The 22,732-nt window shown below is 65.9% G+C and carries 22 protein-coding genes; 9 read left to right on the forward strand and 13 right to left on the reverse strand.

The window, feature by feature from the left end; all coding sequences use genetic code 11:
* Window positions 1–270: 270 nt before the first annotated feature.
* The 4 genes from ACFOMH_RS01705 to ACFOMH_RS01720 all read right to left on the reverse strand — a co-directional run bounded on the left by ACFOMH_RS01705 (window position 271) and on the right by ACFOMH_RS01720 (window position 4,659).
* Window positions 271–1,149 carry a carbohydrate ABC transporter permease gene (locus ACFOMH_RS01705; RefSeq protein WP_374424559.1) on the reverse strand — a complete coding sequence of 293 codons (879 nt, stop codon included), beginning with the start codon at window positions 1,147–1,149 and terminating at the stop codon, window positions 271–273.
* A gap of 11 nt (window positions 1,150–1,160) precedes the next feature.
* The gene (locus ACFOMH_RS01710; protein ID WP_374424558.1) at window positions 1,161–2,120 is read right to left on the reverse strand and encodes a carbohydrate ABC transporter permease; all 960 of its coding nucleotides are present in this window, start codon (window positions 2,118–2,120) and stop codon (window positions 1,161–1,163) included.
* Between the two features lie 75 nt (window positions 2,121–2,195).
* A complete protein-coding gene (locus ACFOMH_RS01715) occupies window positions 2,196–3,509 on the reverse strand; it encodes an ABC transporter substrate-binding protein (RefSeq protein ID WP_374424557.1) in 1,314 nt (437 codons plus the stop codon).
* 91 nt (window positions 3,510–3,600) lie between these two features.
* Entirely contained in the window at window positions 3,601–4,659 is a 1,059-nt protein-coding gene (locus tag ACFOMH_RS01720; protein ID WP_374424555.1) for an ABC transporter ATP-binding protein, read from the reverse strand.
* 176 nt (window positions 4,660–4,835) lie between these two features.
* Here ACFOMH_RS01720 and ACFOMH_RS01725 point away from each other — a divergent pair, with 176 nt between their 5' ends.
* The 5 genes from ACFOMH_RS01725 to otnK are packed head-to-tail and all read left to right on the forward strand — an operon-like array spanning window position 4,836 to window position 10,080.
* Entirely contained in the window at window positions 4,836–5,879 is a 1,044-nt protein-coding gene (locus ACFOMH_RS01725) for a Bug family tripartite tricarboxylate transporter substrate binding protein (RefSeq protein ID WP_377742204.1), read from the forward strand.
* The gene (locus ACFOMH_RS01730; protein ID WP_377742206.1) at window positions 5,876–6,406 is read left to right on the forward strand and encodes a tripartite tricarboxylate transporter TctB family protein; all 531 of its coding nucleotides are present in this window, start codon (window positions 5,876–5,878) and stop codon (window positions 6,404–6,406) included. Before ACFOMH_RS01725 ends, ACFOMH_RS01730 begins: the two co-directional genes overlap by 4 nt.
* Window positions 6,407–6,413: 7 nt before the next feature.
* Window positions 6,414–7,898 (forward strand): tripartite tricarboxylate transporter permease, encoded by a 1,485-nt coding sequence (locus ACFOMH_RS01735; protein ID WP_377742208.1) that lies wholly within the window; start codon window positions 6,414–6,416, stop codon window positions 7,896–7,898.
* Window positions 7,895–8,824 (forward strand): L-threonate dehydrogenase, encoded by a 930-nt coding sequence (gene ltnD / locus ACFOMH_RS01740; RefSeq protein WP_377742210.1) that lies wholly within the window; start codon window positions 7,895–7,897, stop codon window positions 8,822–8,824. Before ACFOMH_RS01735 ends, ltnD begins: the two co-directional genes overlap by 4 nt.
* Window positions 8,821–10,080 carry a 3-oxo-tetronate kinase gene (otnK, locus tag ACFOMH_RS01745; protein ID WP_377742212.1) on the forward strand — a complete coding sequence of 420 codons (1,260 nt, stop codon included), beginning with the start codon at window positions 8,821–8,823 and terminating at the stop codon, window positions 10,078–10,080. The genes ltnD and otnK overlap by 4 nt, the downstream gene beginning before the upstream one ends.
* Here otnK and ACFOMH_RS01750 read toward each other — a convergent pair.
* The 9 genes from ACFOMH_RS01750 to ACFOMH_RS01790 all read right to left on the reverse strand — a co-directional run bounded on the left by ACFOMH_RS01750 (window position 10,077) and on the right by ACFOMH_RS01790 (window position 18,328).
* Window positions 10,077–10,835 (reverse strand): hydroxypyruvate isomerase family protein, encoded by a 759-nt coding sequence (locus tag ACFOMH_RS01750; RefSeq protein WP_377742374.1) that lies wholly within the window; start codon window positions 10,833–10,835, stop codon window positions 10,077–10,079. The two genes, otnK and ACFOMH_RS01750, sit on opposite strands and share 4 nt — an antisense overlap.
* A gap of 2 nt (window positions 10,836–10,837) precedes the next feature.
* The gene (gene otnC / locus ACFOMH_RS01755) at window positions 10,838–11,488 is read right to left on the reverse strand and encodes a 3-oxo-tetronate 4-phosphate decarboxylase (protein ID WP_377742214.1); all 651 of its coding nucleotides are present in this window, start codon (window positions 11,486–11,488) and stop codon (window positions 10,838–10,840) included.
* Between the two features lie 2 nt (window positions 11,489–11,490).
* Window positions 11,491–12,345: an ureidoglycolate lyase gene (locus ACFOMH_RS01760; RefSeq protein ID WP_377742217.1), complete on the reverse strand. Its 855-nt coding sequence runs from the start codon at window positions 12,343–12,345 to the stop codon at window positions 11,491–11,493.
* 96 nt (window positions 12,346–12,441) lie between these two features.
* Window positions 12,442–13,170, reverse strand: a complete 729-nt coding sequence (locus ACFOMH_RS01765; RefSeq protein ID WP_374424537.1) for an SDR family NAD(P)-dependent oxidoreductase — start codon at window positions 13,168–13,170, stop codon at window positions 12,442–12,444.
* Window positions 13,170–13,940 carry a GntR family transcriptional regulator gene (locus tag ACFOMH_RS01770; protein WP_377742219.1) on the reverse strand — a complete coding sequence of 257 codons (771 nt, stop codon included), beginning with the start codon at window positions 13,938–13,940 and terminating at the stop codon, window positions 13,170–13,172. Before ACFOMH_RS01770 ends, ACFOMH_RS01765 begins: the two co-directional genes overlap by 1 nt.
* Before the next feature lie 2 nt (window positions 13,941–13,942).
* On the reverse strand, window positions 13,943–14,914 hold the full coding sequence (denD, locus tag ACFOMH_RS01775) for a D-erythronate dehydrogenase (RefSeq protein WP_377742220.1): 972 nt from the start codon (window positions 14,912–14,914) through the stop codon (window positions 13,943–13,945).
* A gap of 64 nt (window positions 14,915–14,978) precedes the next feature.
* Window positions 14,979–16,133, reverse strand: a complete 1,155-nt coding sequence (locus ACFOMH_RS01780) for a fumarylacetoacetate hydrolase family protein (RefSeq protein ID WP_377742222.1) — start codon at window positions 16,131–16,133, stop codon at window positions 14,979–14,981.
* Window positions 16,130–17,041 (reverse strand): dihydrodipicolinate synthase family protein, encoded by a 912-nt coding sequence (locus ACFOMH_RS01785; RefSeq protein ID WP_374424530.1) that lies wholly within the window; start codon window positions 17,039–17,041, stop codon window positions 16,130–16,132. Before ACFOMH_RS01785 ends, ACFOMH_RS01780 begins: the two co-directional genes overlap by 4 nt.
* A 69-nt stretch (window positions 17,042–17,110) precedes the next feature.
* Window positions 17,111–18,328 (reverse strand): SMP-30/gluconolactonase/LRE family protein, encoded by a 1,218-nt coding sequence (locus ACFOMH_RS01790; RefSeq protein WP_377742223.1) that lies wholly within the window; start codon window positions 18,326–18,328, stop codon window positions 17,111–17,113.
* 106 nt (window positions 18,329–18,434) lie between these two features.
* On the opposite strand from ACFOMH_RS01790, the gene ACFOMH_RS01795 reads away from it, so the two are divergent.
* Genes ACFOMH_RS01795 through ACFOMH_RS01810 form a run of 4 tightly spaced genes read left to right on the forward strand, consistent with a single transcriptional unit; the run spans window position 18,435 to window position 22,705 of the window.
* Complete coding sequence (locus ACFOMH_RS01795) at window positions 18,435–20,216, forward strand: IlvD/Edd family dehydratase (RefSeq protein ID WP_377742225.1); 1,782 nt, start codon at window positions 18,435–18,437, stop codon at window positions 20,214–20,216.
* 21 nt (window positions 20,217–20,237) lie between these two features.
* On the forward strand, window positions 20,238–20,978 hold the full coding sequence (locus tag ACFOMH_RS01800) for an SDR family oxidoreductase (RefSeq protein ID WP_377742226.1): 741 nt from the start codon (window positions 20,238–20,240) through the stop codon (window positions 20,976–20,978).
* Between the two features lie 3 nt (window positions 20,979–20,981).
* Window positions 20,982–21,746: an SDR family oxidoreductase gene (locus ACFOMH_RS01805; RefSeq protein ID WP_377742228.1), complete on the forward strand. Its 765-nt coding sequence runs from the start codon at window positions 20,982–20,984 to the stop codon at window positions 21,744–21,746.
* Window positions 21,747–21,763: 17 nt separating this feature from the next.
* Window positions 21,764–22,705, forward strand: a complete 942-nt coding sequence (locus ACFOMH_RS01810; protein ID WP_377742229.1) for a 2-hydroxyacid dehydrogenase — start codon at window positions 21,764–21,766, stop codon at window positions 22,703–22,705.
* Window positions 22,706–22,732 lie beyond the last annotated feature (27 nt).

Raw genomic sequence — 22,732 nt, forward strand, 5'->3', positions numbered from 1 at the left:
AGATCAATGCGCTCAATCAAGTTGAATGCGCCTTATTTGATCCTGCCCCCCTTCGCGCAGGCCATATCTGACACCATCGCGGCGAGCGCCTTCTGGGGTGAACGGCAGAGCTCTCTGGCCACTTCGGGCTTGATCAGGTTCCGACACGATCCGAACCTGATCAGCCGCAAGCTCTTTGTGCGCCACACTGAGCGATGCGGTCTTCATGTCGCGCCACGGCTTACCGCCACACCCCACGAAGAATGTATTTTCGTCACCGCAATCCCGGGTCTATTCCTTCACCGCCCCGGTCATCGACGAAACGTAATAGTCGACAAAGAAGGAATAGAGGATCACCACGGGCAAGGATCCCAGCAAAGCCCCGCTCATCAACGCGCCCCATTCGTAGATATCCCCGCGCACCAGCTCGGTCAGCACGCCCACCGGAACAGTCTTGTTCTCGGACGAAGAAATGAACGTCAGCGCATAGATGAATTCGTTCCATGACAGCGTGAAGGCAAAGATGCCGGCCGAGATCAGCCCCGGCACCGCCAGAGGCAGCACCACCTTGGTCAGGATCTGCCAGCGGCTGGCGCCATCGACCAGCGCAGATTCCTCAAGCTCATAGGGGATCGAGCGGAAATACCCCATCAACAGCCAAGTGCAGAACGGGATCAGAAAGGTCGGATAGGTCAGGATCAGCGCCAGCCGACTATCGAAAATGCCGACCTGAAAGACGATATAGGCCAGCGGAATGAACAGGATCGAGGGCGGCACCAGATAGGCCAGAAAGATCAAAAGCCCAGTGATCCGCGCGCCCTTGAAGCGCAGCCGCTCGATCGCATAGGCCGCCAGCACCGAGGCAAAAAGCGCAATCACCGTCGAGGCCACCGACACGATCACCGTGTTCAGCATCCAGCCCGGATAGGAGGTTTCAAACAGCAGATAGCGCATGTGATCCAGCGTCGGACCGACCACCCAGAACGGGCTGTAATTGTCGTAATCGGTCAGCTGGTTGTCGGGTTTCACCGCCGTGATCGCCATCCAGTAGAACGGGAACAACAGCACGAAGACAAAGACCGCCAGCGGCAGATAGACCACAAGAATGCGGCGCGGCAGGGTCTCGAACTGTTCCAGCGGGGCGGAATTATCCTCGGTCGCTTTGGCCATGGCGCGTCTCCTCAATCCTGACCCTGTTGCCATTTGCGGCGCTGAAGGCCGAAAAAGCTGAACAGGATCGCCGCCAAAAGGAACGGGATCATCGCGACCGCGATGGCCGCACCCTCGCCCAGCTGGCCGCCGGGAATGGCGCGCTGGAACGACAGGGTCGCCATCAGATGGGTGGCATTCACCGGGCCGCCACGGGTCAGCACATAGATCAGCTGAAAATCGGTAAAGGTGAAGAGAACCGAAAACGTCATCACCACCGCGATGATCGGCGTCAGCAAGGGCAGCGTCACCTTGGTAAATCGCTGCCAGGGCGTGGCGCCATCAATGGCCGCCGCCTCGTTCAGCGATTGCGGAATGGTCTGCAACCCCGCCAGAAGCGAGATCGCGACAAAGGGAATGCCGCGCCAGACATTGGCGGCGATCACCGACCAGCGCGCATTCCAGGTATCGCCCAGAAAGTTGATGGGCTGGTCGATCAACCCCATTTTCATCAGCGACCAGGAGATGATCGAAAACTGGCTGTCGAAGATCCACCAGAAGGCCATGGCCGACAGCACCGTCGGCACCACCCAGGGCAACAGGATGATGGCGCGAAAGAAGTTCTTGAACGGCAGATGCCGGTTCAGGATCAACGCAAGCCACAGCCCCAGCCCGAATTTCGCGACCGAGGCCACAACCGTATAAAGCACCGTATTGAAAACCGAGAGCCAGAAGACCGGGTCGTCAAACAGCCAGGCATAGTTTTCCAGCCCGATGAAAACGCCCTCGCGCCCGATCCGGGTATCGGTAAAGCCCAGCCAGACGCCAAGCCCCAGCGGATAGGTCAGAAAGAACAATAGAAATATCGCCGCCGGCAGCATGAACAGAAAGCCAAGCCCGTTGCGGCTTTCGGAAAGCCGCGCCATTAGCCCACGACTGGGCGGGGGCTGATCCTGCGCGGGCGCGCGTGTGGCCTGATCGGGTCCGGGCATGGCCTGTCCTTTTTCCTGCACGTCACGGGAATGGCGGATGGCGCGCGCGGATAGGCCCGCGCGCGCCCCGTTGGCTCAGCGGTAATAGCGCTGCAAACGCCGTTCGGCATTGGCGATGGCGTCTTCGGGCGAACGCTGGCCGGTTACCGCCTCGGCGAACATATCGACCAGAACGTAATCGGCCATGGCCCCGGCCGAGGCCGGGCCAAGCGGGCCGGCATAGCCGTTTTCACGCAGCGATTCCGATGCCTTCGCATAGGGCGCATGCACCGGGTTCGAGGTCCAGACCGGGTTCGCGGCAAATTCCTTGAGCGCCTGACAGCAATAGGCGCTGGCCCCTTCCAGCCATTTGTTCATGTTCTCGGAACGGTACATGAATTCCAGATAGGCCTTGGCGGCATTGGGGAATTTGCAGTGGTTAAAGATCGAGATGGTCGAGGTCTGATGCAGTTCCACCGATTTCCCGACCGGCCCGATGGGCAGGTTGGTGGTGCGGATGTCGTCGGCGATCTCTTTCATCGCCGGGTCCTTCAGCGCCGCATAATAAAGCGACACACCATTCGCGGTCAGCGAGATTTCCCCGGCCAGGAAAGCGCGGTTGTTGTTGATGTCGAGCCAGCTTTCCGTGCCCGGAATAAAGGTCGCATAAAGCTGTTTGGCATATTCGATCGCGGCCAGGGTTTCGGGGCTGTTGATGGTCACCTTCCCCTCGGCATTCACCGCTTCGCCGCCATGCGACCAGAGCAGCCAATGGGCATAGTTATTGCCGTCGCCCACCGCCTTGCCATGCGGAAAGCCCGCGGGCGTGCCCTTTTCCTTCATCGCCTGACACAGTTTCAGGAAACCGGCCGTATCGGTCGGGAAGGTGTCAAAGCCCGCCGCCTTCATATGGCTGTCGCGATAGCAGATGGCGTTCCCGATGGCGCAAAGCGGCGTCGCGATCCACTTGCCGTCCTGCGAGCCGTAGGCCGCAAGCCCGTCATACCAGCCGCCATGCGCCTCGCCCAGATGGGTGCACAGATCGGTCACATCGACCAGCTTGTCGGGATATTGGAACGGATCGTCGAACCAGCTCATCACCATATCGGGGCCGGACCCCACATTGGCGGCCACGGCGGCCTTGGGACGCACGTCCTCCCAGCTTTCCTGATCGATGGTCACCTGCACGCCGGTCGCATCGGTAAAGGCCTTGGTATTGGCGTTCCACGCCTCTTCCTCGCCGGCGACAAAGGGCACCCAGCGCAGCAGGCGCAGCGACGCGCCCTCTTCGGGGGTGAACATGGGCGCGGCCTGGGCCAGTGCGCGGCCGGCGCGGAACGGGCCGACAAGCGCACCCGCCGCCAGCGTCGCGGCCGTACCTTGCAAGAGTTTCCTGCGGTCAATGGTCATCTTGGTCTTTCCTCCCTTGATGCACGGACGATCTGCGTCGTCCGATGATGCGCCCCGACCGCACGCCCTCCCTCGCGGCCGGGGCCGTTGGTCAGCCCGAGACGCGCTGACCGCTGCCCTCGTCGAACAGATGCACGCCCGAGGGGTCGATGCTGATCGGGATCGTCCGGCCGTGCTGAACGGTGATGCGTTCCCGGAACACGCCGGTGATTTCGGTGCCGCCCAGATGGCCGACGACATGGGTTTCGGCCCCCGTCGGCTCGGTCACCTCGACGCTCATGGCGATGTCGCCGCCCGTGCGCATCAGCTCGGGCCGGACGCCGTAGACCAGCGGCTGACCGGCGCGGGCGCTGCCGGTATTGGTCACCGGCAAAAGCGTGCCGTCGCGGGCCTGAAAGCGGCCATCATCGGCCAGCGTGCCGGGGATCATGTTCATCGCCGGCGAGCCGATGAAACCGGCCACGAACAGGTTGTCGGGCCGGTCATAAAGTTCCAGCGGCGTGCCGATCTGTTCGACGATGCCGTCATGCATGACCACGATCTTGTCGGCCATGGTCATCGCCTCGATCTGGTCATGGGTGACATAGACGGTCGTGGTCTTGAGCCGCTGATGCAGGTTCTTGATTTCGCTGCGCATGGTCACTCGCAGCTTTGCGTCAAGGTTCGACAGCGGCTCGTCGAACAAAAACACCTGCGGATCGCGCACGATGGCGCGCCCCATCGCCACCCGCTGACGCTGACCACCCGAAAGCATGCGCGGATAGCGGTCCAGAAGATGCGCAAGGCCAAGAATTTCGGCCGCGGGGCGGACCTTTTCCTCGATCTCGGCGCGTTTGACCCCGGCCAGTTTCAGCGAAAAGCCCATGTTTTCGGCCACGGTCAGATGCGGGTAAAGCGCATAGTTCTGAAACACCATGGCGATGTCGCGTTCCTTGGGCGCAAGGTCGTTGACCACCCGGTTCCCGATCCGAATCGCGCCCGAGGTGATGTGCTCAAGCCCGGCGAGCATCCGCAGCAGGGTCGATTTCCCACAGCCCGAAGGACCGACCAGAACGACGAATTCGCCCTCTTCTATCGCGACATTGATGCCATGCAGAACCTCGACCGAGCCATAGGATTTTCGCACATCCTCGATCGTCACCGATGCCATCGCCGTCCCCCTCCACAGGTATGCATTGGCGGATGCTATGCGGCAAATCCGCACAAGGGCAAGCGGTTTTTACGAGCCCGGCACAGGCCCGCGCTGCCCGACATTCCAATTGACAACGTATACATTGAGGCGAAAACTGTTCCCCGAGGGGTGAAACACAAGGGGAGAAAGCTTCAATGACCGCCGGAAACGCGACATCGGGGAATGCGACGGAACTGCAACCGGGCCGGGGGCGGCGCCACGTTCTGGGCGGGCTTGCGCTGGCCATGACGGCGGCGCTTGGCCTGACGCCGGGGCTGGGCGCGGGCCCGGCGCTGGCCGAATATCCCGAACGCCCAATCGAGATGATCGTCCCCTGGGGCGCGGGCGGCGGCACCGATGCGGTGGGTCGGATCTTTGCCCAGATCCTTCAGGAAAATCTGGGCCAGCCCGTCAATGTGGTGAACCGCACCGGCGGCTCGGGCGTGGTCGGCCATACCGCCATCGCGCGCGCCAAGCCCGACGGCTATACGATGGGCGTGATGACCATCGAAATCGACATGATGCATTGGCAGGGGCTGACCGACCTGACCTATCAGGATTTCGACATCCTCGGCATGGTGAATGCCGATCCCGGCGGGCTGATGGTGTCCGAGGACAGCGAATGGAAGGATGCGGTCAGCCTGCGCGACGCGATCAAGGCGGCGGGCCCGGGCACCTTCAAGGCATCCGGCACCGGTCAGGGCGGTATCTGGCACCTGAACCTGCTGGGCTGGCTGATGTCCGAGGGCATTCCCGTCAACGCCGTGACCTGGGTGCCAAGCGAGGGCGCGGTTTCGGGGCTGACCGACATGGTGGCGGGCGGCGTCAATCTGGTGCCATCATCGCTGGCCGAGGGGCGCGCGCTGATCGAGGCGGGCAAGGTCCTGCCCCTGGCCAGCATGTCGACCGAACGGCAGGCGCTGTTTCCCGACACCCCGACCATCAAAGAGGCCACCGGCTCGGACTGGCAGCTTTCGGTCTGGCGCACCATCGTGGTGCCCAAGGGCCTGCCCGATGACGCGCGCGCGCGTCTCGCCGAGGCGGTCAAGGCCGCCTATGACAGCCCCACCTATCAGGATTTCATGAAGGAACGCGGCTTTGGCCTGCGCTGGATGGGTCCCGATGAGGCCACGGCCCAGGTCGCATCCGACGATGCCAGCCTTGGCGCGGTGATGAAAGAAGCGGGTCTGGCCAAGTGAGCCAGCCCCATCGCGCCCGCGAGATCGGGCTGGGCGCCGTCGCGATCCTGATCGGGGCGGCGCTTTTGGTCGGGTCGCGCGGGCTGGGCGCGATCCCGGGACAGAATTACGGCGCCGACACCCTGCCCCGGCTGATCGCGGCGCTTGCGATCGGCACCGGGATCGCCATGCTGATCCAGTGCCTGCGGCCGAAACAGGGATCGGAACCGGATGCCGGAGCGAAGGCCGGAACCCCCGACAGCAGCGGTGCCGCATCGGCCGGGGCCGGCTGGATCCGCGATCCGCGCGCCTGGGCACGGCTGGGCGCGGCTTTCGCGCTGGTGCTGGGCTATGCGCTTTTTTCGCCGCTGACCGGGTTCATCATCGCCGGCTTTGCCATTGTCGCCGGATATGCGCTGTTGATGGGGGTCAGGCCGGTTCACGCCGCGATCCTTGGCATCGTGGCGGCGGTGGCGCTGCGCTATGCTTTTGCCGATATCCTGCTGGTGCCGTTGCCGCGTCTGGATCTGTCGGGGTTTGGGGGCTGAAATGGTCATGATGCAGGCATTCGAACTGGTGCTGACGCCGCAGGTCATCCTGACCATGATCGCGGCCGGGGCCTTTGGCATGTTTCTGGGCGCGATGCCGGGGCTGACCGCGACCATGGCGACGGCGCTTCTGGTGCCGATCACCTTTTTCATGGAGCCGGTCCCGGCCATCGCCGCCATCGTCACCGCCGCCGCCATGGCGATCTTTGCGGGCGATCTGCCGGCGGCACTGTTGCGCATTCCCGGCACCCCCGCCAGCGCCGCCTATACCGAGGACGCATGGCGCATGACGCGGTCGGGGCGCGCCAATGACGCGCTGGGGGCGCTTTTGGTCTTTTCGGCCATCGGCGGCATGCTGGGCACGCTGGTGCTGATCCTCGCCTCGCCGGCGCTGGCCGAGGTGGCACTGAAATTCTCGTCCTTCGAATATTTCTGGCTGGTGGTGATGGGGCTCAGCTGCGCCATCTTCGTCTCGCCGGGATCGGCCTTCAAAAGCATCCTGTCGCTGGTCGTCGGGCTGACGGCGGCGACGGTGGGCTTTGACAATCCCGCCGGCCAGCCGCGCTTTACCTTTGGCAATATCGACATGATGGCGGGCATCCCCTTCATCTGCGCGATGATCGGGCTTTTCGCCACCGCTGAGGTGTTTCGCGCCATCGTCCATCCGACCCGGCTCGCGCGGGCCGAGCGCGCCGATACCAGCCAAATCTTTCGCCATCAGTGGCAGAATATCCGCAGCTATCCCAAACAGATGCTGCGCGGCAGCGCGCTTGGCACCATCATCGGCGCCCTGCCCGGCGCCGGCGCCGATATCGCGGCCTGGATCAGCTATGCGGTCTCGAAGCGGTTTTCGCGCACGCCCGAGAAATTCGGCACCGGCCATGTCGAGGGGCTGGTCGAGGCCGGATCGTCGAACAACGCCGCCGTCTCGGGGGCGTGGATCCCGGCGCTGGTCTTTGGGATTCCGGGCGATTCCATCACGGCCATCGTCATTGGCGTCCTGTACATCAAGGGGATGAACCCCGGCCCGACGGTGTTTCTGATGCAGCCGCAACTGATCTATGCGCTTTTCATCGTCTTTCTTCTGGCCAATCTGATCATGCTGCCGCTGGGCTGGGTCGCGATCAAGCTTGGGGCGCGGCTTTTGTCGGTGCCGCAGAATGTGCTGATGCCGTTGATCATGCTGTCCTGCATCGTCGGCGCCTTTGCCATCACCAATTCCATGTTCGGGGTCTGGGTCATGCTTGTCTTCGGGCTGATCGGCTTTGCCATGGAGGAATGCGAGATCCCCATCGCGCCGGCCATCCTTGGGCTCGTGCTGGGGCCGATGCTGGAAAAGAACTTCATCACCTCGATGATCAAGGCGGACGGCAATCTTCTGGCCTTTTTCGAGCGCCCGATCGCCGCCGCGCTGGGGGTGGCGACCATCGCATTCTGGCTGTTGCCGTTGATCCGTGCGATCATCACCCGCAGAAAGGCAGGGATCCAATGAACATGACCGCAGGCGTGATCGGATTGGGTTCGATGGGCATGGGGGCGGCGGTGTCGCTGGTCCGGGCGGGGATCACCACGCTCGGCCTTGATCTGCGCGAAGAGGCGCGCACCGCCTTTGCCGCCAAGGGGGGCATGCCCGCCCCTGATGCGACGACGCTGGGGCGGCTTTCTGATGTGGTGCTGGCCTATGTGGTCAATGCCGCCCAGACGCGCGAGGCGCTGTTCGGCCCCGAGGGCGCGGTTGCCGCCGCCCGGCCCGGCACCGTCTTTGTCATCTGTGTGACCATGCAGCCCGCCGATGCCGCCGAGATTTGCGACCGGCTGATCAAGGCCGGGATGCTGGCCATCGACGCGCCGGTTTCGGGCGGCTCGGTCAAGGCGGCCGAGGGACAGATTTCCATGATGGCCTCGGGGCCGGATGCGGCATTCCAGCGTGCGGCGCCGGTGCTCGACGCGATTTCGGCCACCGTCTTTCGGCTGGGCGAGGCGCCGGGCGCGGGCGCGCGGATGAAGGTCATCAACCAGATGCTGGCGGGCGTCCACATCGCCGCCATGGCTGAGGCGATGGTGATGGCCGCGGCACAAGGGATGGATCTGGCCGAGGTGCATCGCGTCATCCAGTCCTGCGCCGGCAATTCCTGGATGTTCGCCAATCGCGGCGCGCATGTGGTGGCGGGCGATTACACGCCGCATTCGGCGGTGGATATCTTTGTCAAGGATCTGGGCATCGTCGCCGCCACTGCTCGCGCCGCCGGCGCGCCCGCGCCCCTGTCCCTGACCGCGCTTGAGCTGTTTCAGCAGGCCTCAAAGGCCGGTCTTGGCCGGCGCGACGATGCCGCCGTGGCGCTGCATCTGGCGGGACAGGCCGGGATCACCCTGCCCGACGATGGAAACGACCGCAGCGACAAGGACAAAACCCCATGATTCTGGGCTGTATCGCCGATGATTTTACCGGCGCCACCGATCTGGCGGCGCTGCTGGTGCGTGCGGGTGTGCCGGTCTCGTTGCGGATCGGGCTGCCCGAGCGGCCCGGCATCGGCCCCTCGGACGGGGTCGAGGTGGTGGCGCTGAAAATCCGCTCGGTCCCGCCCGAACAGGCGGTGACACAGGCCCTTGCGGCGCTGGACTGGCTGCGGGCGGGCGGCGCGCGGCATATCTATTGGAAATACTGTTCGACCTTCGACAGCACGGCGCGCGGCAATATCGGCCCGGTGGCCGAGGCGCTGATGGGCCGCCTGCGGGCGCGACAGACGCTTTATGTGCCCGCCTTTCCGGAAAACGGCCGCCGCGTTTTCATGGGCAACATGTTCGTGGGCGATCAGCCCCTTGCCGAAAGCCCGATGCGGGACCACCCGCTGAACCCGATGACCGACAGCAACCTGATGCGCGTGCTGACGCCACAGCTTTCCGCCGAGGCCACGGTCGGGCTGGTCGACTGGCCGGCGATCCGGCGCGGGGCCGAAGCCGTGGCCGGGATCATGGGCCGCTGCGAGACGCATCTGATCTGTGACGCCATCGAGGATGCCGATCTTGCGACGCTGGCCCGCGCCGCCCATCACCTGCCCCTGCTGACAGGGGGCAGCGCATTCGCGGGCCACCTGCCCGATGCCTGGCGCGCCGCCGGGCTGATCGGGCCGGCGCGCGACCGTGCGGACCTGCCGGCCCTGCCGCCAGGGCCGGCCGTCGTTCTGTCGGGCAGCTGCTCGGCCATGACCCGCCGGCAGGTCGCGGCCTATGCCGCAGAGGCCCCGGCGCTGAAACTGGATCCGCTGCGGCTGGATCGGGGCGATGATGGCGGCATGGCGGAGTGGCTTTCGGCACAGCTGCATGCCGGACGGGTGCCGATCATTCACGGCACGGCCGAGCCGGCCGAGGTCGCGGCCGCGCAGGCCGCGCTTGGCGCCGAACGCGCGGGCGCGCTGGTCGAGGACTGTCTGGCCCGCGCCGCCACCTTGGCCCGTGGCCTTGGCGTCACCCGCTTTGTGGTCGCGGGCGGCGAAACCTCAGGCGCGATCACCGGCGCGCTTGGCGTCACCGCGCTGCGCGTGGGCGCGGAAATCGCGCCGGGCGTGCCATGGTGCGCGGGCGAGGACGGCGCCGGCCCGCTGGCGCTGGCGCTGAAATCGGGGAATTTCGGAGATGAGCGGTTCTTTGAGCGCGCCTTGCAGGCCGCGGGCTAGCGCAGCGCGGCCATCCAGCCCAGGCTCGCCCCCGTGGGTCCGCCGGGCTTATATTCCGCGCCCAAGGGCCGGTCCCAGCCCATGGCGTCGACATGCTCAAAGATGTGGCGGTAATTTACCTCGCCCCGGTCGGGGGGGCCGCGATCGGGGACGCCCGCGAACTGGATATGGCCGGTGATCGGCGCCATCCGGGTCAGCAGGCGGGTCAGATCGCCCTGCATGATCTGCAAATGATAACAGTCGAACATCAGCCGCAGGTTGTCGCGCCCCAGCCGCGCGATGATCGCGGCCGCCTGATCGGCATCGCGCAGGAAATAGCCCGGCGCGTCATAGCGGTTCAGCGGCTCGATCAGCACCGTCGCACCCTGCGCCGCCGCCATGTCGCAGGCGAAATTCAGGTTCGCCTCGAATGCCGCATCCGCCGCCGGACCTTGGGCGAAACCGGCCATGACATGCACCGCCTTGCAGCCGATCCTTGCGGCATAATCAAAGGCCTGGGCGATGGCGGCGCGCGCCTCGGCCTCGCGCCCCGGCAGGGCGGAAAGGCCGTTTTCGCCCGGCGCACCGCGCTGCGTGTTCAGGCCCAGCATGTCCAGCCCGGTCTCGTCCAGCGCCGCGCGGACCTGCGCCGGATCGACGGCATAGGGCCAATGGCATTCGACCGCGTCGAACCCCGCCCGCGCGGCGGCCCGGATCGCATCGGGCAAGGCCAGATCGGCCCAAAGAAACCCAAGATTGGCGGAGAGGCGCGGCATCATCAATCCTCCCACGTGATGCCATGGGCGCGGGTCAGATCGGCGATCTGCGCCGCATCCAGCATCCGCGCCGGCAATCCGCGCAGCATCAGGGTCAGCCGCGCGGTCGCCTCAAGCTCTTCGATGGCGTTGCAGGCGGCCTCGGGCGTTTTGCCCGCGACGACGGGGCCGTGATTGGCCAGCATCACCGCCGCGCGGCGGCCGTTCAGCCCGCGCACCGCATCCCCCATGGCCGCGTCGCCGGGCCGGAAATAGGGCAAAAGCGTGACCTTGCCCAATTGCATGATCGCATAGGGCGTGATCGGCGGCAGCCAGTTCTGCGGGTCATCGGCGGGCAATGTCGACAGCGCCACCGAATGACAGGAATGCAGATGCACCACCGCCCCCGTCGCGTTGCGGGTGTCGTAAAACGCCCGGTGCAGCGGCATTTCCTTGGTCGGCGCATCGCCCCCGACATGGCGGCCCGAAGCGTCGAACCGCGCCAGCCGCGCCGGGTCCAGCCGGCCGAAGCTGGTCCCGGTGGGCGAGACCAGCAACCCGCCATCCGCACAGCGGGCCGAGATATTGCCGGTCGAGCCATGCGTCAGCCCGCGCTGAAAAAGCGAGGCCGCCAGGTCGCAAAGCGTTTCGCGCAGGCGGGCCTCGGCACTCATCGCTAGGCGCGCCCGACCTTCTGGGTCTGCTGGCCCAGGCCCTCGATGCCCAGCCGCATCACCTCGCCGCCGCGCAGAAAGACCGGGGGCTTTTGCCCCATGCCGACGCCGGGGGGCGTGCCGGTAGTGATGATGTCGCCCGGCAAAAGCGTCATGAAGGTCGAGCAATAGCTGACCAGTTCCGCCACGCCAAAGACCATGGTCGCGGTCGAGCCGTCCTGATAGCGCTTGCCGTCCACCTCAAGCCACATGGCCAGATTGCCGGGATCGGCGATTTCATCGGCAGTCACCATCCACGGGCCGATTGGGCCAAAGGTGTCGAACCCCTTGCCCTTGTCCCAGGTCGCCGTGCGCTCAAGCTGCCATTCACGTTCGCTGACATCGTTGACGACGCAATAGCCCGCGACATGCGCCATCGCATCCGCCTTGCTGACGCCGGATGCGGGCGCGCCGATGACCACGCCCAGCTCGACCTCCCAATCGGTCTTGACCGAGTTTTTGGGGATCCGCACCTCGTCATCGGGGCCGGTGATGCAGCTGGTCCATTTGTTGAAGACGACCGGCTCGGACGGCACGGCCATGCCGGATTCGGCCGCGTGATCGGCATAGTTCAGCCCGATGGCGATGAACTTGCGCACATTGCCGACGCAGGGGCCAAGGCGCAGCTCCGCCTGCGGCGCGCCCTCGACCAGCGGCAGCTCGGCGGGGTTCAGCGCCGCCAGCCGCGCAAGGCCGGCCGGCGTCAGCGCGTCGCCCGCAATGTCGGCCACATGCGCCGACAGGTCGCGCACGCGGCCCTGATCGTCCAAGATCCCCGGCTTTTCGGCGCCCGCGGGCCCGTAACGCAGCAGTTTCATCCCATCCCCCAATCTTGCGAATACCGCAGCAACCTAATCCAGCCGCAACCTGCATGCAATCTGGCATACCAGATTACGGCGCATTCCCGGGCGCCCTCAATAGGTCGCGCGGCCGCCCGAAATGTCAAAGACCGCCCCGGTCGAAAAGGCGCAATCCTCGGATGCCAGCCATGCGATCAGCGCCGCCGCCTCATCGGGTTCCAGAAAGCGGTTCAGCGGGATCTTGGACAGCATATAGTCGATATGTTCCTGTTTCATCTGGTCAAAGATCGGAGTGCGCGCGGCGGCGGGGGTGATGCAATTCACCACCACGCCCGTGCCGGCAAGCTCCTTGCCCAGGCTTTTGGTCAAGGCGATCAGCCCGGCCTTGCTGGCCGAATAATGCGAGGCGTTGGGATTGCCCTCTTTGCCCGCGATCGAGGCGATATTGACGATGCGCCCATAGCCGCGCGCGATCATGCCCGGCACCAGCGCGCGACAGATGACATAGGGCGCGGTCAGATTGACCTGCATGACCTGCCGCCATGTGGCGGGGTCGATCTCCCACAATTTCGCATTGCCGCCGGTGATGCCGGCATTGTTGACCAGAATGTCGACCGCGCCCGCCTCGGCGCTGGCGGCGGCGACATCGGCATCGTCGGTCAATTCGACCTGCCGGGCCGTACCGCCCAGTTCCTCGGCGGCGGCGCGGGCGGCATCGCCGTTGATGTCCCAGATGATCACATCCGCGCCCGAGGCGGCAAAGCGGCGCGCGGTGGCCAGCCCGATGCCCTGTGCGCCCCCGGTGACGACGGCGCGCCGCCCCTTAAGGTCGATCCGGTTCATCAGCTCTCCTCCTTGGTTGTGTCTTCGGGTTCGGTCGTGTTTTCGGGATCGCCCGGCGGCAGCCGGCTTTTCAACAGCGCAAGCTGCTGGGCATCGGCGCGCCGGCGGTGGCGTTCATGGGTGCGGCGGGCCGTTTCCTCGTCCCGGGCATGAACGGCGGCCAGAATTTCGCGATGCTCCCTGTCGGATTGATGCGGGCTGGGCCGCAGCGGCAGGATCAGCATCCGCGCCCGGAACTGTTGTCCCCAATATTCGCCCAGGGTGTGCTGAAGACGGCCATTGCCGCACAGGCTGACCATGCTGGAATGGAAATCGTCGTCCAGATCGGACCAGCGCGCGATATCGCCGCCGGCGGTGTGGCGCTCCATCCGGTCCAGCAACGCGGCCAGATGGTCGTGTTCGACCCGACTCAGCCCGCGCCGCGCGACAAGCGCCACCGCCTGAACCTCAAGCGCGGAAAACACATCGAGGATTTCGGCCACATCGCGCAGGCTCAGGTCGCGCACGGTGATGCCGTGGCGGGCGCGGATGCTGACCAGCCCCTCTTCGGCCAGCTTGATCGCCGCCTCGCGCACCGGCGTGCGCGACAGCGAGAGCAGCGCCGCCAGCTCGGTTTCCAGAAGCGTCGTGCCCGGCGCAAGCCTGCCGGTCAGGATGCGATAGCGCAGATCGTGATAGGCGCGGTCGCGGGCCGGCATATGCTCGACCCCCGACAGCGTCGGATGCGGGCGCGTGGCCCGGTTCGAGCGAAAGGCGCGCTCGGGTTTCATGACTAGCCCGCCGCTTCCATGTCGCGGATATGGGCGCGGATGATGTCCTGAAAGCTGGCATCGGCCACAAAGCCCATTTCCGTCGCGCGGCTGGCATCAAAGTTTTCCGGCCAGCCGGCGACGATGCCGCGGATGGTGGCGTCGGGCTGGCGCTTGATCAGCGCGACCTTGTCGGGGCCGGCGACCTCACCAAGTGCGGCGATCATCTCGCCCACCGTGACCGAAAGGCCCGGCATGGTCATGCAGCGCCGCGCCCCAAGGGGGGCGGTGTCCATGGTCGCGGCATGGATCAGGAAACCGGTCGCCGAGGCCGGGCTTGCGACCCAGTGGCGCACGCTGTCATCGACGGGAAGCACCGCCTCGATCCCGGCCAGCGGCTCGCGGATGATGCCCGAGAAAAAGCCCGAAGCGGCCTTGTTCGGCTTGCCGGGACGGACCACGATGGTCGGCAGCCGGATCCCCACGCCGTCCAGAATGCCGCGCCGGGAATAGTCGTTCAACAACAGCTCGCCGATCATCTTCTGCGCGCCGTAACTGGTCATCGGCGTGGTAAAGAATTCGTCCCCGATGGCCTCGGGGAAGGGCGCGCCAAAGACCGCGATCGACGAGGTATAGACCACGCGCGGGTGATAGCCCGGCTGCGCGCGGATCGCCTCAAGCAGGTTGCGGGTGCCGTCCATATTGATGCGGTAACCCTTGTCGAAATCGGCCTCGGCCTCGCCCGAGACGATGGCGGCAAGGTGAAAGATCACATCGGGGCGCGGGGCGATCAGCGCGTCCACCGTGGCGCGGTCGGACAGATCGCCGGTCTCGACCCGGACCGCGACCGCATCCGTGCCTTGCGTCACGGCGGGCACCACGTCAAACAGAACCAGTTCGGTGACCGGCTTGCCGCCCAGCTGACCCGCAGCGACCAGCGTATCGGCCAGATTGCGCCCGACCATGCCGGCGCCCCCGATGATGAGAACCTTCATTCTGTCCCTGCCCTTTCCCCTGAGTCCGAAATTTATGTATACATTAACCGGAGCCAAGGGCAGTTCAAGCGCTTAGAAGCCCCCGCCCGGCCAGATTGCGCATCAGGGCGCCGGCGCCGAATGTCCATTCGGCGCATTCGGTGGACAGCGCCACCCGATTGACCAGCGCGCCCAGACCCGGCTCGCTGATGGTGACCATGTCGCCGGGGTGGTGGGTAAAGCCCTGACCGGGGGCGTCGCGGTCCTGTGTGGGCGCGAAAAGCGTGCCCAGATACAGCATGAAGCCATCGGGATATTGATGATGGCGTCCACGCGCCTGCGCCACCAGATCGGCCGGATCGCGGCTGATCCGCGCCATCGAGGACCGCCCGTCCATGACGAACCCGTCCGCCCCCTCGACCCGCAGCGTCAGTTCGGCCCGGCGGATATCGTCCAGCCCCCAATCCGCATCGAAAAGCCGGATGAAGGGGCCGATGGCTGCGGATGCATTATTGTCCTTGGCCTTGCCCAGCAGCAGCGCCGAGCGCCCTTCGACATCGCGCAGGTTCACGTCATTGCCAAGGCTCGCGCCCCTGATCCGGCCCCGGCTGTCGACGGCCAGCACGATTTCCGGCTCGGGGTTGTTCCAGCGGCTGATCGGGTGCAGCCCCACATCCGCACCCCAACCGACCGAGGCCATGGGCTGGCATTTGGTGAAGATCTCGGCATCCGGGCCGATGCCCACCTCAAGATATTGCGACCACAGCCCCTCGGTCAACAGCACGCGCTTGACCTCGGCGGCACGTTCGGATCCCGGCACGATGCCGCGCAGGTTGTCGCCGACACGCGCGCCGATGCGGGCGCGGATCTCGGCGGCAAGATCGGGATTGCCGGCGGCCTGTTCCTCGATCACGCGCTCGACCATCGACTCGGCGAAGGTCACGCCGCTGGCCTTGATCGCCTGAAGATCGGCGGGGGACAACAGATGCAGCCGGTCGGAACCGGCGCCCGTGACCTGCAAATCGGCCAGATCGCACAGGGTTTCGCCGCGCGCCGCGGCCAGCCAGCCGGCGGGATCCTCGATCTCGAGCAGGTCGCGCATGGTCGGCGCGTCGGGCGCGGTCACATCGACAACCGTCCCGTCGCGCAGCACCACCAGCGCCGGGCCGATGCCCGGGCGCCAGACGCGGCCGACAAAGATGCCCGCATCGGGCAGAGCGAACCCGGCGCCCATGCTCATTTGCCCCAGCGCAGCACGATGGGATCCAGCGGCCGGGCAAGGTCGATGGCCATGCGCCGCGTGTCGGGATGCAGCGGCGGGATCGGATGGCGGCAGAACTCGGACCCGATCACGCCCCCCTCGACCATCAGCGCCTTGGCCGAGCGGAAACCGCATTGCCGGTTTTCATGGTTCACAAAGGGCAGAACGCGCGCGTAGGCCGCCGTCGCGCCTTCGCGGTCGCCCGAGGCCCAAAGGCCAAGGATCGGCTTGATCTGATCGGTGATCGAGGCCGAGGTCATCGATCCCGTCGCCCCCGCATCCAGATCGGCCAGAAGCGTGATCGCCTCTTCGCCGTCCATCGGCGCCTCGATGGCATCGCCCCCTTCGGCGATCAGCGCGCGCAGCTTGTTCGCCGCCTGCGGGCATTCGATCTTGAACAGCTTCACCATCTCGATTTCGCGGGCCATGCGCACCAAAAGCGGCACCGGCAGATCGACCCCCGACAGCGGCGCGTCCTGGATCATGATCGGGATGCCCACCTCGCCCACGGCGCGGAACTGCTCGAAGGTCTGCTCGGCCGTGCCGCGCAGCAGCGCACCGTGATAGGGCGGCATCATCATCACCGCCGCCGCGCCCAGCTCGCGCGCAAGGCGGGCGCGGGCGACCGCGATGGGCGTGGCGAAATGGCTGATGGTGACGATCACCGGCACCCGGCCCGCGACATGTTCCAATGACAGCCGGGTCAGCTTTTCGCGTTCCTCATCCGACAGCAGGAACTGTTCCGAGAAATTCGCAAGGATGCAGATGCCGGTCGATCCCTGATCGACCATGCAATCCAAGACCCGGCGCATGCCGTCGTAATCGACCGCGCCACCATCCAAGAATGGCGTCGGCGCGACCGGCCAAATTCCTTCCCAACCCGGCATCAAAGCCCCCATGAATCATGCGATGCGCGGATGGTATACCATTTTTGGGCAACGGCAAGGCCGCGTTCTTCAGGAATATCCCGCGCCCTGTGTCGCCGTGGGCAGGGCATAGATCGACTGGCTGGCGGCCATGAACAGCACGTTCCGCTTGGGTCCGCCAAAGCAGATATTGCCGCAAACCTCGGGCAGACGCACCCGACCCAGAAGCCGCCCGTCCGGCGCCCAGCAGGTCACCCCGCTATAGCCCACCACGCGCCCCGCATTGCTGGACGCCCAAAGATTGCCGAACACGTCGCAGCGCAGCCCGTCGGGCGCGCATTTCACCCCGTCGACCATGCAATCGCTGAACAGCCGCCCGTTCGAGACCGCGCCATCCGGCGCCACGTCAAAGACAAAGATCTCGCCCTTGCCGCCGGCGCCGGTATCGCCCGGCCCCTTGCCGGTCGAGGCGACATAAAGCCGGTCGAAGTCCGGCGAAAAGCAAAGCCCGTTCGGATCCTCGACCTGGGTTTCCTCGATCATACGGGTGACCGCGCCGTCCGGGGCCACGCGATAGACGCCATGGGGCATTTCGCGTTTCGCCTCGCCGATTTCGGGGGGCTGGCCGATGCGGTTGTTGATCCGCCCCTCGGGGTTCGAGGGGCCGCCGGGCGCGTCGGGCGTGCCTTCATAAAGCTGCCCACCATAGGGCGGGTCGGTGAACCAGACGCTGCCATCGCGATGCTCGACCACGTCATTGGGGGAATTGAAGCGCTTGCCGTCATAGCGGTCGGCGACGATGCTGACGGTGCCGTCCAGCTCATAGCGCACCACCCGGCGGGTCAGGTGTTCGCAGGTCAGCTGTCGCCCCTTGCTGTCAAAGCTGTTGCCGTTCGAATTGTTCGAGGGCAGACGCATCACGCTGACATGGCCGTCATCCTGAAGCCAGCGCATCTGGCGATTGTTGGGGATGTCGGAAAACAGCAGGTACTGCCCGACCGCGTTCCATGCCGGGCCCTCAAGCCACAGCCCCCCGGTCCACAGCCTGCGGATCGGGGCATTGCCCTGCGCCAGCGCGTCAAAGGCGGGATCGACGGTCAGCACATCGGGATCGCGGAAATAGACATTCGGCGGCGCATCGGGCGCGAAACTGCGCGGCGGCGTGGTGACCGTGCTGGGCGGGGGCGGACCTTCCTGCGCGAAAGCCGCGGGCGCGGCCAGCACCGCCGCAGCCCCCGCCCCCAGCGTGCCCAGCGATTGCCGCCGGGTCATACCCCGGGGCGGATCAATGTCACTCTGATGCGTCATCCCGATCCCTCCTCCTCGTGGAAAAATGCAGTTTGCTTTTCGAACAATCCGGTTATGGTATACCAGATTTGAAATCAGGTAAATTCCCGCCAGCCGAGGGTATCCCATGTCCGACACGCGCGCCAAGAAACGCTTTCGCAGCCAGGAATGGTTCGACAATCCGAACAATCCGGGCATGACCGCGCTTTATGTCGAACGCTATCAGAATCAGGCCTTTACCCGCGACGAGATCCAGTCCGACCGCCCGATCATCGGCGTGGCCCAGACCGGCAGCGACCTTGCCCCCTGCAACAAGATCCACGTCTTTCTGATGGACCGCATCAAGGCCGGAATCCGCGACGGCGGCGGCATTCCGATGGAATTCCCGGTCCATCCGATTCAGGAAACCGGCAAGCGTCCGACGGCGGCGCTGGACCGCAATCTTGCCTATCTCAGCCTTGTCGAGGTGCTGCACGGCTATCCCATCGACGGGGTCGTGCTGACCACCGGCTGCGACAAGACCACGCCCGCCATGCTGATGGGCGCCGCGACCGTGGACATTCCGGCGATCACGCTCAACGGCGGCCCGATGCTGGACGGCTGGTGGCAGGGCAAGCGGGCGGGTTCGGGCACCATCGTCTGGGAAAGCCGCCGCCTTCTGGCCGAGGGCAAGATCGATTACGACGAATTCATGGAACGCGTCTGCGCCTCGGCCCCCAGCCTTGGCCATTGCAACACCATGGGCACGGCCAGCACCATGAACGCCATGGCCGAGGCGCTTGGCATGTCGCTGACCGGTTGTTCGGCCATTCCGGCGCCGTTCCGCGAACGCATGAACATGGCCTATGAGACCGGCAAGCGCATCGTGCAGATGGTGCTGGACGATCTGAAGCCCAGCGACATCCTGAGCCGCGAAAGCTTCGAGAACGCGATCGTGGTGAACGCGGCCATTGGCGGCTCGACCAACGCGCCGCCGCATCTGCAGGCCATCGCGCGGCATGCGGGGATCGCGCTCAACCTCAAGGATTGGGAAACCGTCGGCTTCGAAGTGCCGCTTTTGCTGAACATGCAGCCGGCGGGCGAGTTTCTGGGCGAAAGCTTTTTCCGCGCCGGCGGCGTGCCTGCGGTGATGGGCGAGTTGATGAAGACCGGGCTGATCCGCGAAGGCGCGATGACGGTCAGCGGCCGGACCATGGGCGAGAACCTCAAGGGCTGGGACAGCCGCGACGGCGCGGTGATCCGCGCGGTCTCCGACCCCTTGCGCGAAAACGCGGGCTTTCTGGTCCTGTCGGGGAACCTCTTTGACAGCGCGCTGATGAAAACCAGCGTGATTTCCCCCGATTTCCGCGACCGTTTCCTGTCGCGCCCCGGCGCCGAGGGCATCCATGAGGCCCGCGCCATCGTCTTTGAAGGCCCCGAGGATTACCACGACCGCATCAACGACCCCGCGCTTGGGATCGACGAAAACTGCATCCTGTTCATCCGCAATGTGGGCTGCGTCGGTTACCCCGGCAGCGCCGAGGTGGTGAACATGCAGCCGCCGGACGCCCTGCTGAAAGCCGGGATCAACCATTTGCCCACGGTGGGCGACGGCCGGCAATCGGGCACATCGGAAAGCCCCTCGATCCTGAACGCCTCGCCCGAGGCGGTGGTGGGCGGCGGGCTGGCCTATCTGCGGACCGGCGACCGGGTGCGGCTGGACCTGAACGCGCGGCGCATGGACGCGCTGGTCGATGCCGCCGAATGGCAGGCGCGCAAGGATGCCTGGCAGCCGCCCGAGCTGATCAACCAGACACCGTGGCAAGAGCTTTATCGCCGGAATGTCGGCCAGCTTGCCGATGGCGGCTGTCTGGAACTGGCGACGGCCTATCAGCGCGTGGCGCGCATGCTGCCGCGCGACAATCACTAAGCGGGAACGGGGAACGTGCGCATGAGCGGCAAAACCATCATCATCACCGGCGCAGGCAGCGGCATCGGCCGCGTGACGGCGCGGACCTTTCTCAGGACCGGCTGGCGGGTGGGTCTGATCGGCCGGCGCGAGGATGCGCTGCGCGAGACGGCGGGCGGCGACAAGGCGGCGCTGGTCCTGCCCTGCGACGTGGTGAACGCGGCCGAGGTCGATGCCGCCTTTGACCGCGCCCATGCCGCATGGGGCCATCTGGACGCCATCTTCAATAATGCCGGCACCGGGCTGGTCCCCCAGACCCCCGACGAGGTCGATCCCGACGAATTCCGCCGCGTGATCGAGGTCAATGTGCTGGGCGTTTTCAACTGCGCCCATACGGCCTTCCGCATCATGCGCGAACAGACCCCACAGGGCGGGCGCATCATCAACAACGGCTCGGTCTCGGCCCACGCGCCGCGGCCGGGCTCGATCGGCTATACCACCTCGAAACATGCGGTGACGGGGATCACGCGTTCCATCAGCCTTGACGGGCGGCCCTATAACATCGCCTGCGGGCAGATCGACATCGGCAACGCCCTGACCGATATGGCGCAGGCGATGACCAGAGGCGTGCCGCAGGCCGATGGCTCGGTCCGGGTCGAACCAGTGATGGATGCACAGGTGGTCGCCGACACCGTCCTGCACATGGCCAGCCTGCCCGAGGGGGCGAATGTGCAATTCGTCACCGTCATGGCCACCAACATGCCCTTTATCGGGCGCGGCTGAGCGATGGCGGGGCTTTTCGACCTCAGCGGCAAACAGGCGCTGATCACCGGCTCGTCCCAGGGGATCGGCCTTGCTCTGGCGCGCGGGCTGGCCGGGGCGGGCGCGGCGCTGGTCCTGAACGGGCGTGATCGGGCCAAGCTGGAGACGGCGGCGGACATGCTGCGCGCCGAAGGGTTCGCCGTCCAGACCCTGCCCTTTGACGTGACCGATCACGCCGCCGCCCGCGCCGCCGTGGACGGGTTCGAGGGCAATCGCGGCCCCATCGATATCCTGATCAACAATGCCGGCATGCAGCACCGCGCGCCGCTGGACGAATTTCCCGCCGACGCGTTCCAGCGCCTGCTGCAAACCAATATCGCCAGCGTCTTTAACGTGGCGCAGGCCTGCGCGCGGCACATGATCGCGCGGCGGGCGGGCAAGATCGTGAATATCGCCAGCGTGCAAAGCGCGCTCGCGCGGCCCGGGATCGCGCCCTATACCGCGACCAAGGGCGCGGTCGCGAACCTGACCAAGGGGATGGCCACCGACTGGGCGCGCCACGGGCTGCAATGCAACGCGCTGGCGCCGGGCTATTTCGACACGCCCCTGAACGCGGCGCTGGTCGCCGATCCGGCCTTTACCGAATGGCTGAAAAAGCGCACCCCCGCCGGCCGCTGGGGCCGGGTCGAGGAACTGGTGGGCGCGGCGGTCTTCCTGTCGGCGCCGGCCTCGTCCTTTGTCAACGGCACCGTCCTTTATGTGGATGGCGGCATCACCGCATCGCTTTGAAAGAACAAGGAACCCATATGTCCCAAGTCATCGCCATCGGTCCCTATTCCGACACCGACGCCGCCGCGCTGGCGCGGGATTTCGACGCGCGGCGCCTGCCCGATCTGGCGGCCATCGCCACCCTGCCCGAGGATCAGCGCCGCGATGTCGTGGCCGTGGCCTTCATGGGGCATGACCCCTTTGGCGGCGCGGTGATGGATCTTTTGCCGGGGCTCAAGGCGATCACCAATTTCGGCGTGGGCTATGACGCCATCGACGTGGCGGCGGCGACGGCGCGGGGCATCCGGGTGACAAACACCCCCAATGTGCTGAACGACGACGTGGCCGATCTGGCCGTGGCCATGTGGATCGCGCAGGCCCGCGATTTTGAACCCGCGATGCAGAACGCCCGCAGCGGTGACTGGGGGCGCGGGGTCAGGCTGCCCTTGGCGCGCAAGGCATCCGGGCGCCGGGTCGGCATTCTTGGCATGGGCCGCATCGGGCGCGAGATCGCCGACCGGCTGGCGGCCTTCAAGACCGAAATCCACTATCAATCACGCAGCCGCAAGGACACGCCCGCCGGCTGGACCTATCACGCCGATCCGGTCGAACTGGCCCGCGCGGTCGACGACCTGATCGTCGCCGTGGTCGGTGGCCCGGAAACCGAGGGCTTCGTTTCGGCCGGTGTCATCGGCGCGCTGGGGCCGGACGGGGTGATCGTGAATATCGCGCGCGGCAGCGTCATCGACGAAGAGGCGCTGATCGCCGCGCTGCAATCGGGGGCGATCCGGGGCGCGGCGCTGGATGTGTTCCGGGGCGAGCCGCAGGTCGATCCGCGTCTTTTGGCGGCGCCGAACCTGCTGGCGCTGCCGCATATCGGTTCGGCCACGGTTGAAACCCGCGCCGCCATGGGGCAATTGCAGCGCGCCAACCTGCGCGCGATCCTTGACGGACGCGCGCCGGAAACCCCGGTGAACTGAAGGGCGAACTGACGACGATGGCTGCGC

It is taken from the genome of Paracoccus mangrovi (assembly GCF_042648425.1).
Taxonomy (GTDB): Bacteria; Pseudomonadota; Alphaproteobacteria; order Rhodobacterales; family Rhodobacteraceae; genus Paracoccus; species Paracoccus mangrovi.

Bases quoted from the DNA above. Each gene is read 5' to 3' on its own strand.
- otnC (WP_377742214.1), bottom strand. From the start codon at position 11,488: ATGAGTGCCGAGGCCCGCCTGCGCGAAACGCTTTGCGACCTGGCGGCC.
- ACFOMH_RS01720 (WP_374424555.1), bottom strand. From the start codon at position 4,659: ATGGCATCGGTGACGATCGAGGATGTGCGAAAATCCTATGGCTCGGTC.
- ACFOMH_RS01795 (WP_377742225.1), top strand. From the start codon at position 18,435: ATGTCCGACACGCGCGCCAAGAAACGCTTTCGCAGCCAGGAATGGTTC.
- otnK (WP_377742212.1), top strand. From the start codon at position 8,821: ATGATTCTGGGCTGTATCGCCGATGATTTTACCGGCGCCACCGATCTG.
- ACFOMH_RS01750 (WP_377742374.1), bottom strand. From the start codon at position 10,835: ATGCCGCGCCTCTCCGCCAATCTTGGGTTTCTTTGGGCCGATCTGGCC.
- ACFOMH_RS01725 (WP_377742204.1), top strand. From the start codon at position 4,836: ATGACCGCCGGAAACGCGACATCGGGGAATGCGACGGAACTGCAACCG.
- ACFOMH_RS01735 (WP_377742208.1), top strand. From the start codon at position 6,414: ATGATGCAGGCATTCGAACTGGTGCTGACGCCGCAGGTCATCCTGACC.
- ACFOMH_RS01715 (WP_374424557.1), bottom strand. From the start codon at position 3,509: ATGACCATTGACCGCAGGAAACTCTTGCAAGGTACGGCCGCGACGCTG.
- ACFOMH_RS01790 (WP_377742223.1), bottom strand. From the start codon at position 18,328: ATGACGCATCAGAGTGACATTGATCCGCCCCGGGGTATGACCCGGCGG.
- ACFOMH_RS01760 (WP_377742217.1), bottom strand. From the start codon at position 12,345: ATGAAACTGCTGCGTTACGGGCCCGCGGGCGCCGAAAAGCCGGGGATC.
- ltnD (WP_377742210.1), top strand. From the start codon at position 7,895: ATGAACATGACCGCAGGCGTGATCGGATTGGGTTCGATGGGCATGGGG.
- ACFOMH_RS01770 (WP_377742219.1), bottom strand. From the start codon at position 13,940: ATGAAACCCGAGCGCGCCTTTCGCTCGAACCGGGCCACGCGCCCGCAT.
- ACFOMH_RS01780 (WP_377742222.1), bottom strand. From the start codon at position 16,133: ATGAGCATGGGCGCCGGGTTCGCTCTGCCCGATGCGGGCATCTTTGTC.
- ACFOMH_RS01800 (WP_377742226.1), top strand. From the start codon at position 20,238: ATGAGCGGCAAAACCATCATCATCACCGGCGCAGGCAGCGGCATCGGC.
- ACFOMH_RS01705 (WP_374424559.1), bottom strand. From the start codon at position 1,149: ATGGCCAAAGCGACCGAGGATAATTCCGCCCCGCTGGAACAGTTCGAG.
- ACFOMH_RS01710 (WP_374424558.1), bottom strand. From the start codon at position 2,120: ATGCCCGGACCCGATCAGGCCACACGCGCGCCCGCGCAGGATCAGCCC.
- ACFOMH_RS01765 (WP_374424537.1), bottom strand. From the start codon at position 13,170: ATGAACCGGATCGACCTTAAGGGGCGGCGCGCCGTCGTCACCGGGGGC.
- ACFOMH_RS01810 (WP_377742229.1), top strand. From the start codon at position 21,764: ATGTCCCAAGTCATCGCCATCGGTCCCTATTCCGACACCGACGCCGCC.
- ACFOMH_RS01785 (WP_374424530.1), bottom strand. From the start codon at position 17,041: ATGCCGGGTTGGGAAGGAATTTGGCCGGTCGCGCCGACGCCATTCTTG.
- denD (WP_377742220.1), bottom strand. From the start codon at position 14,914: ATGAAGGTTCTCATCATCGGGGGCGCCGGCATGGTCGGGCGCAATCTG.
- ACFOMH_RS01805 (WP_377742228.1), top strand. From the start codon at position 20,982: ATGGCGGGGCTTTTCGACCTCAGCGGCAAACAGGCGCTGATCACCGGC.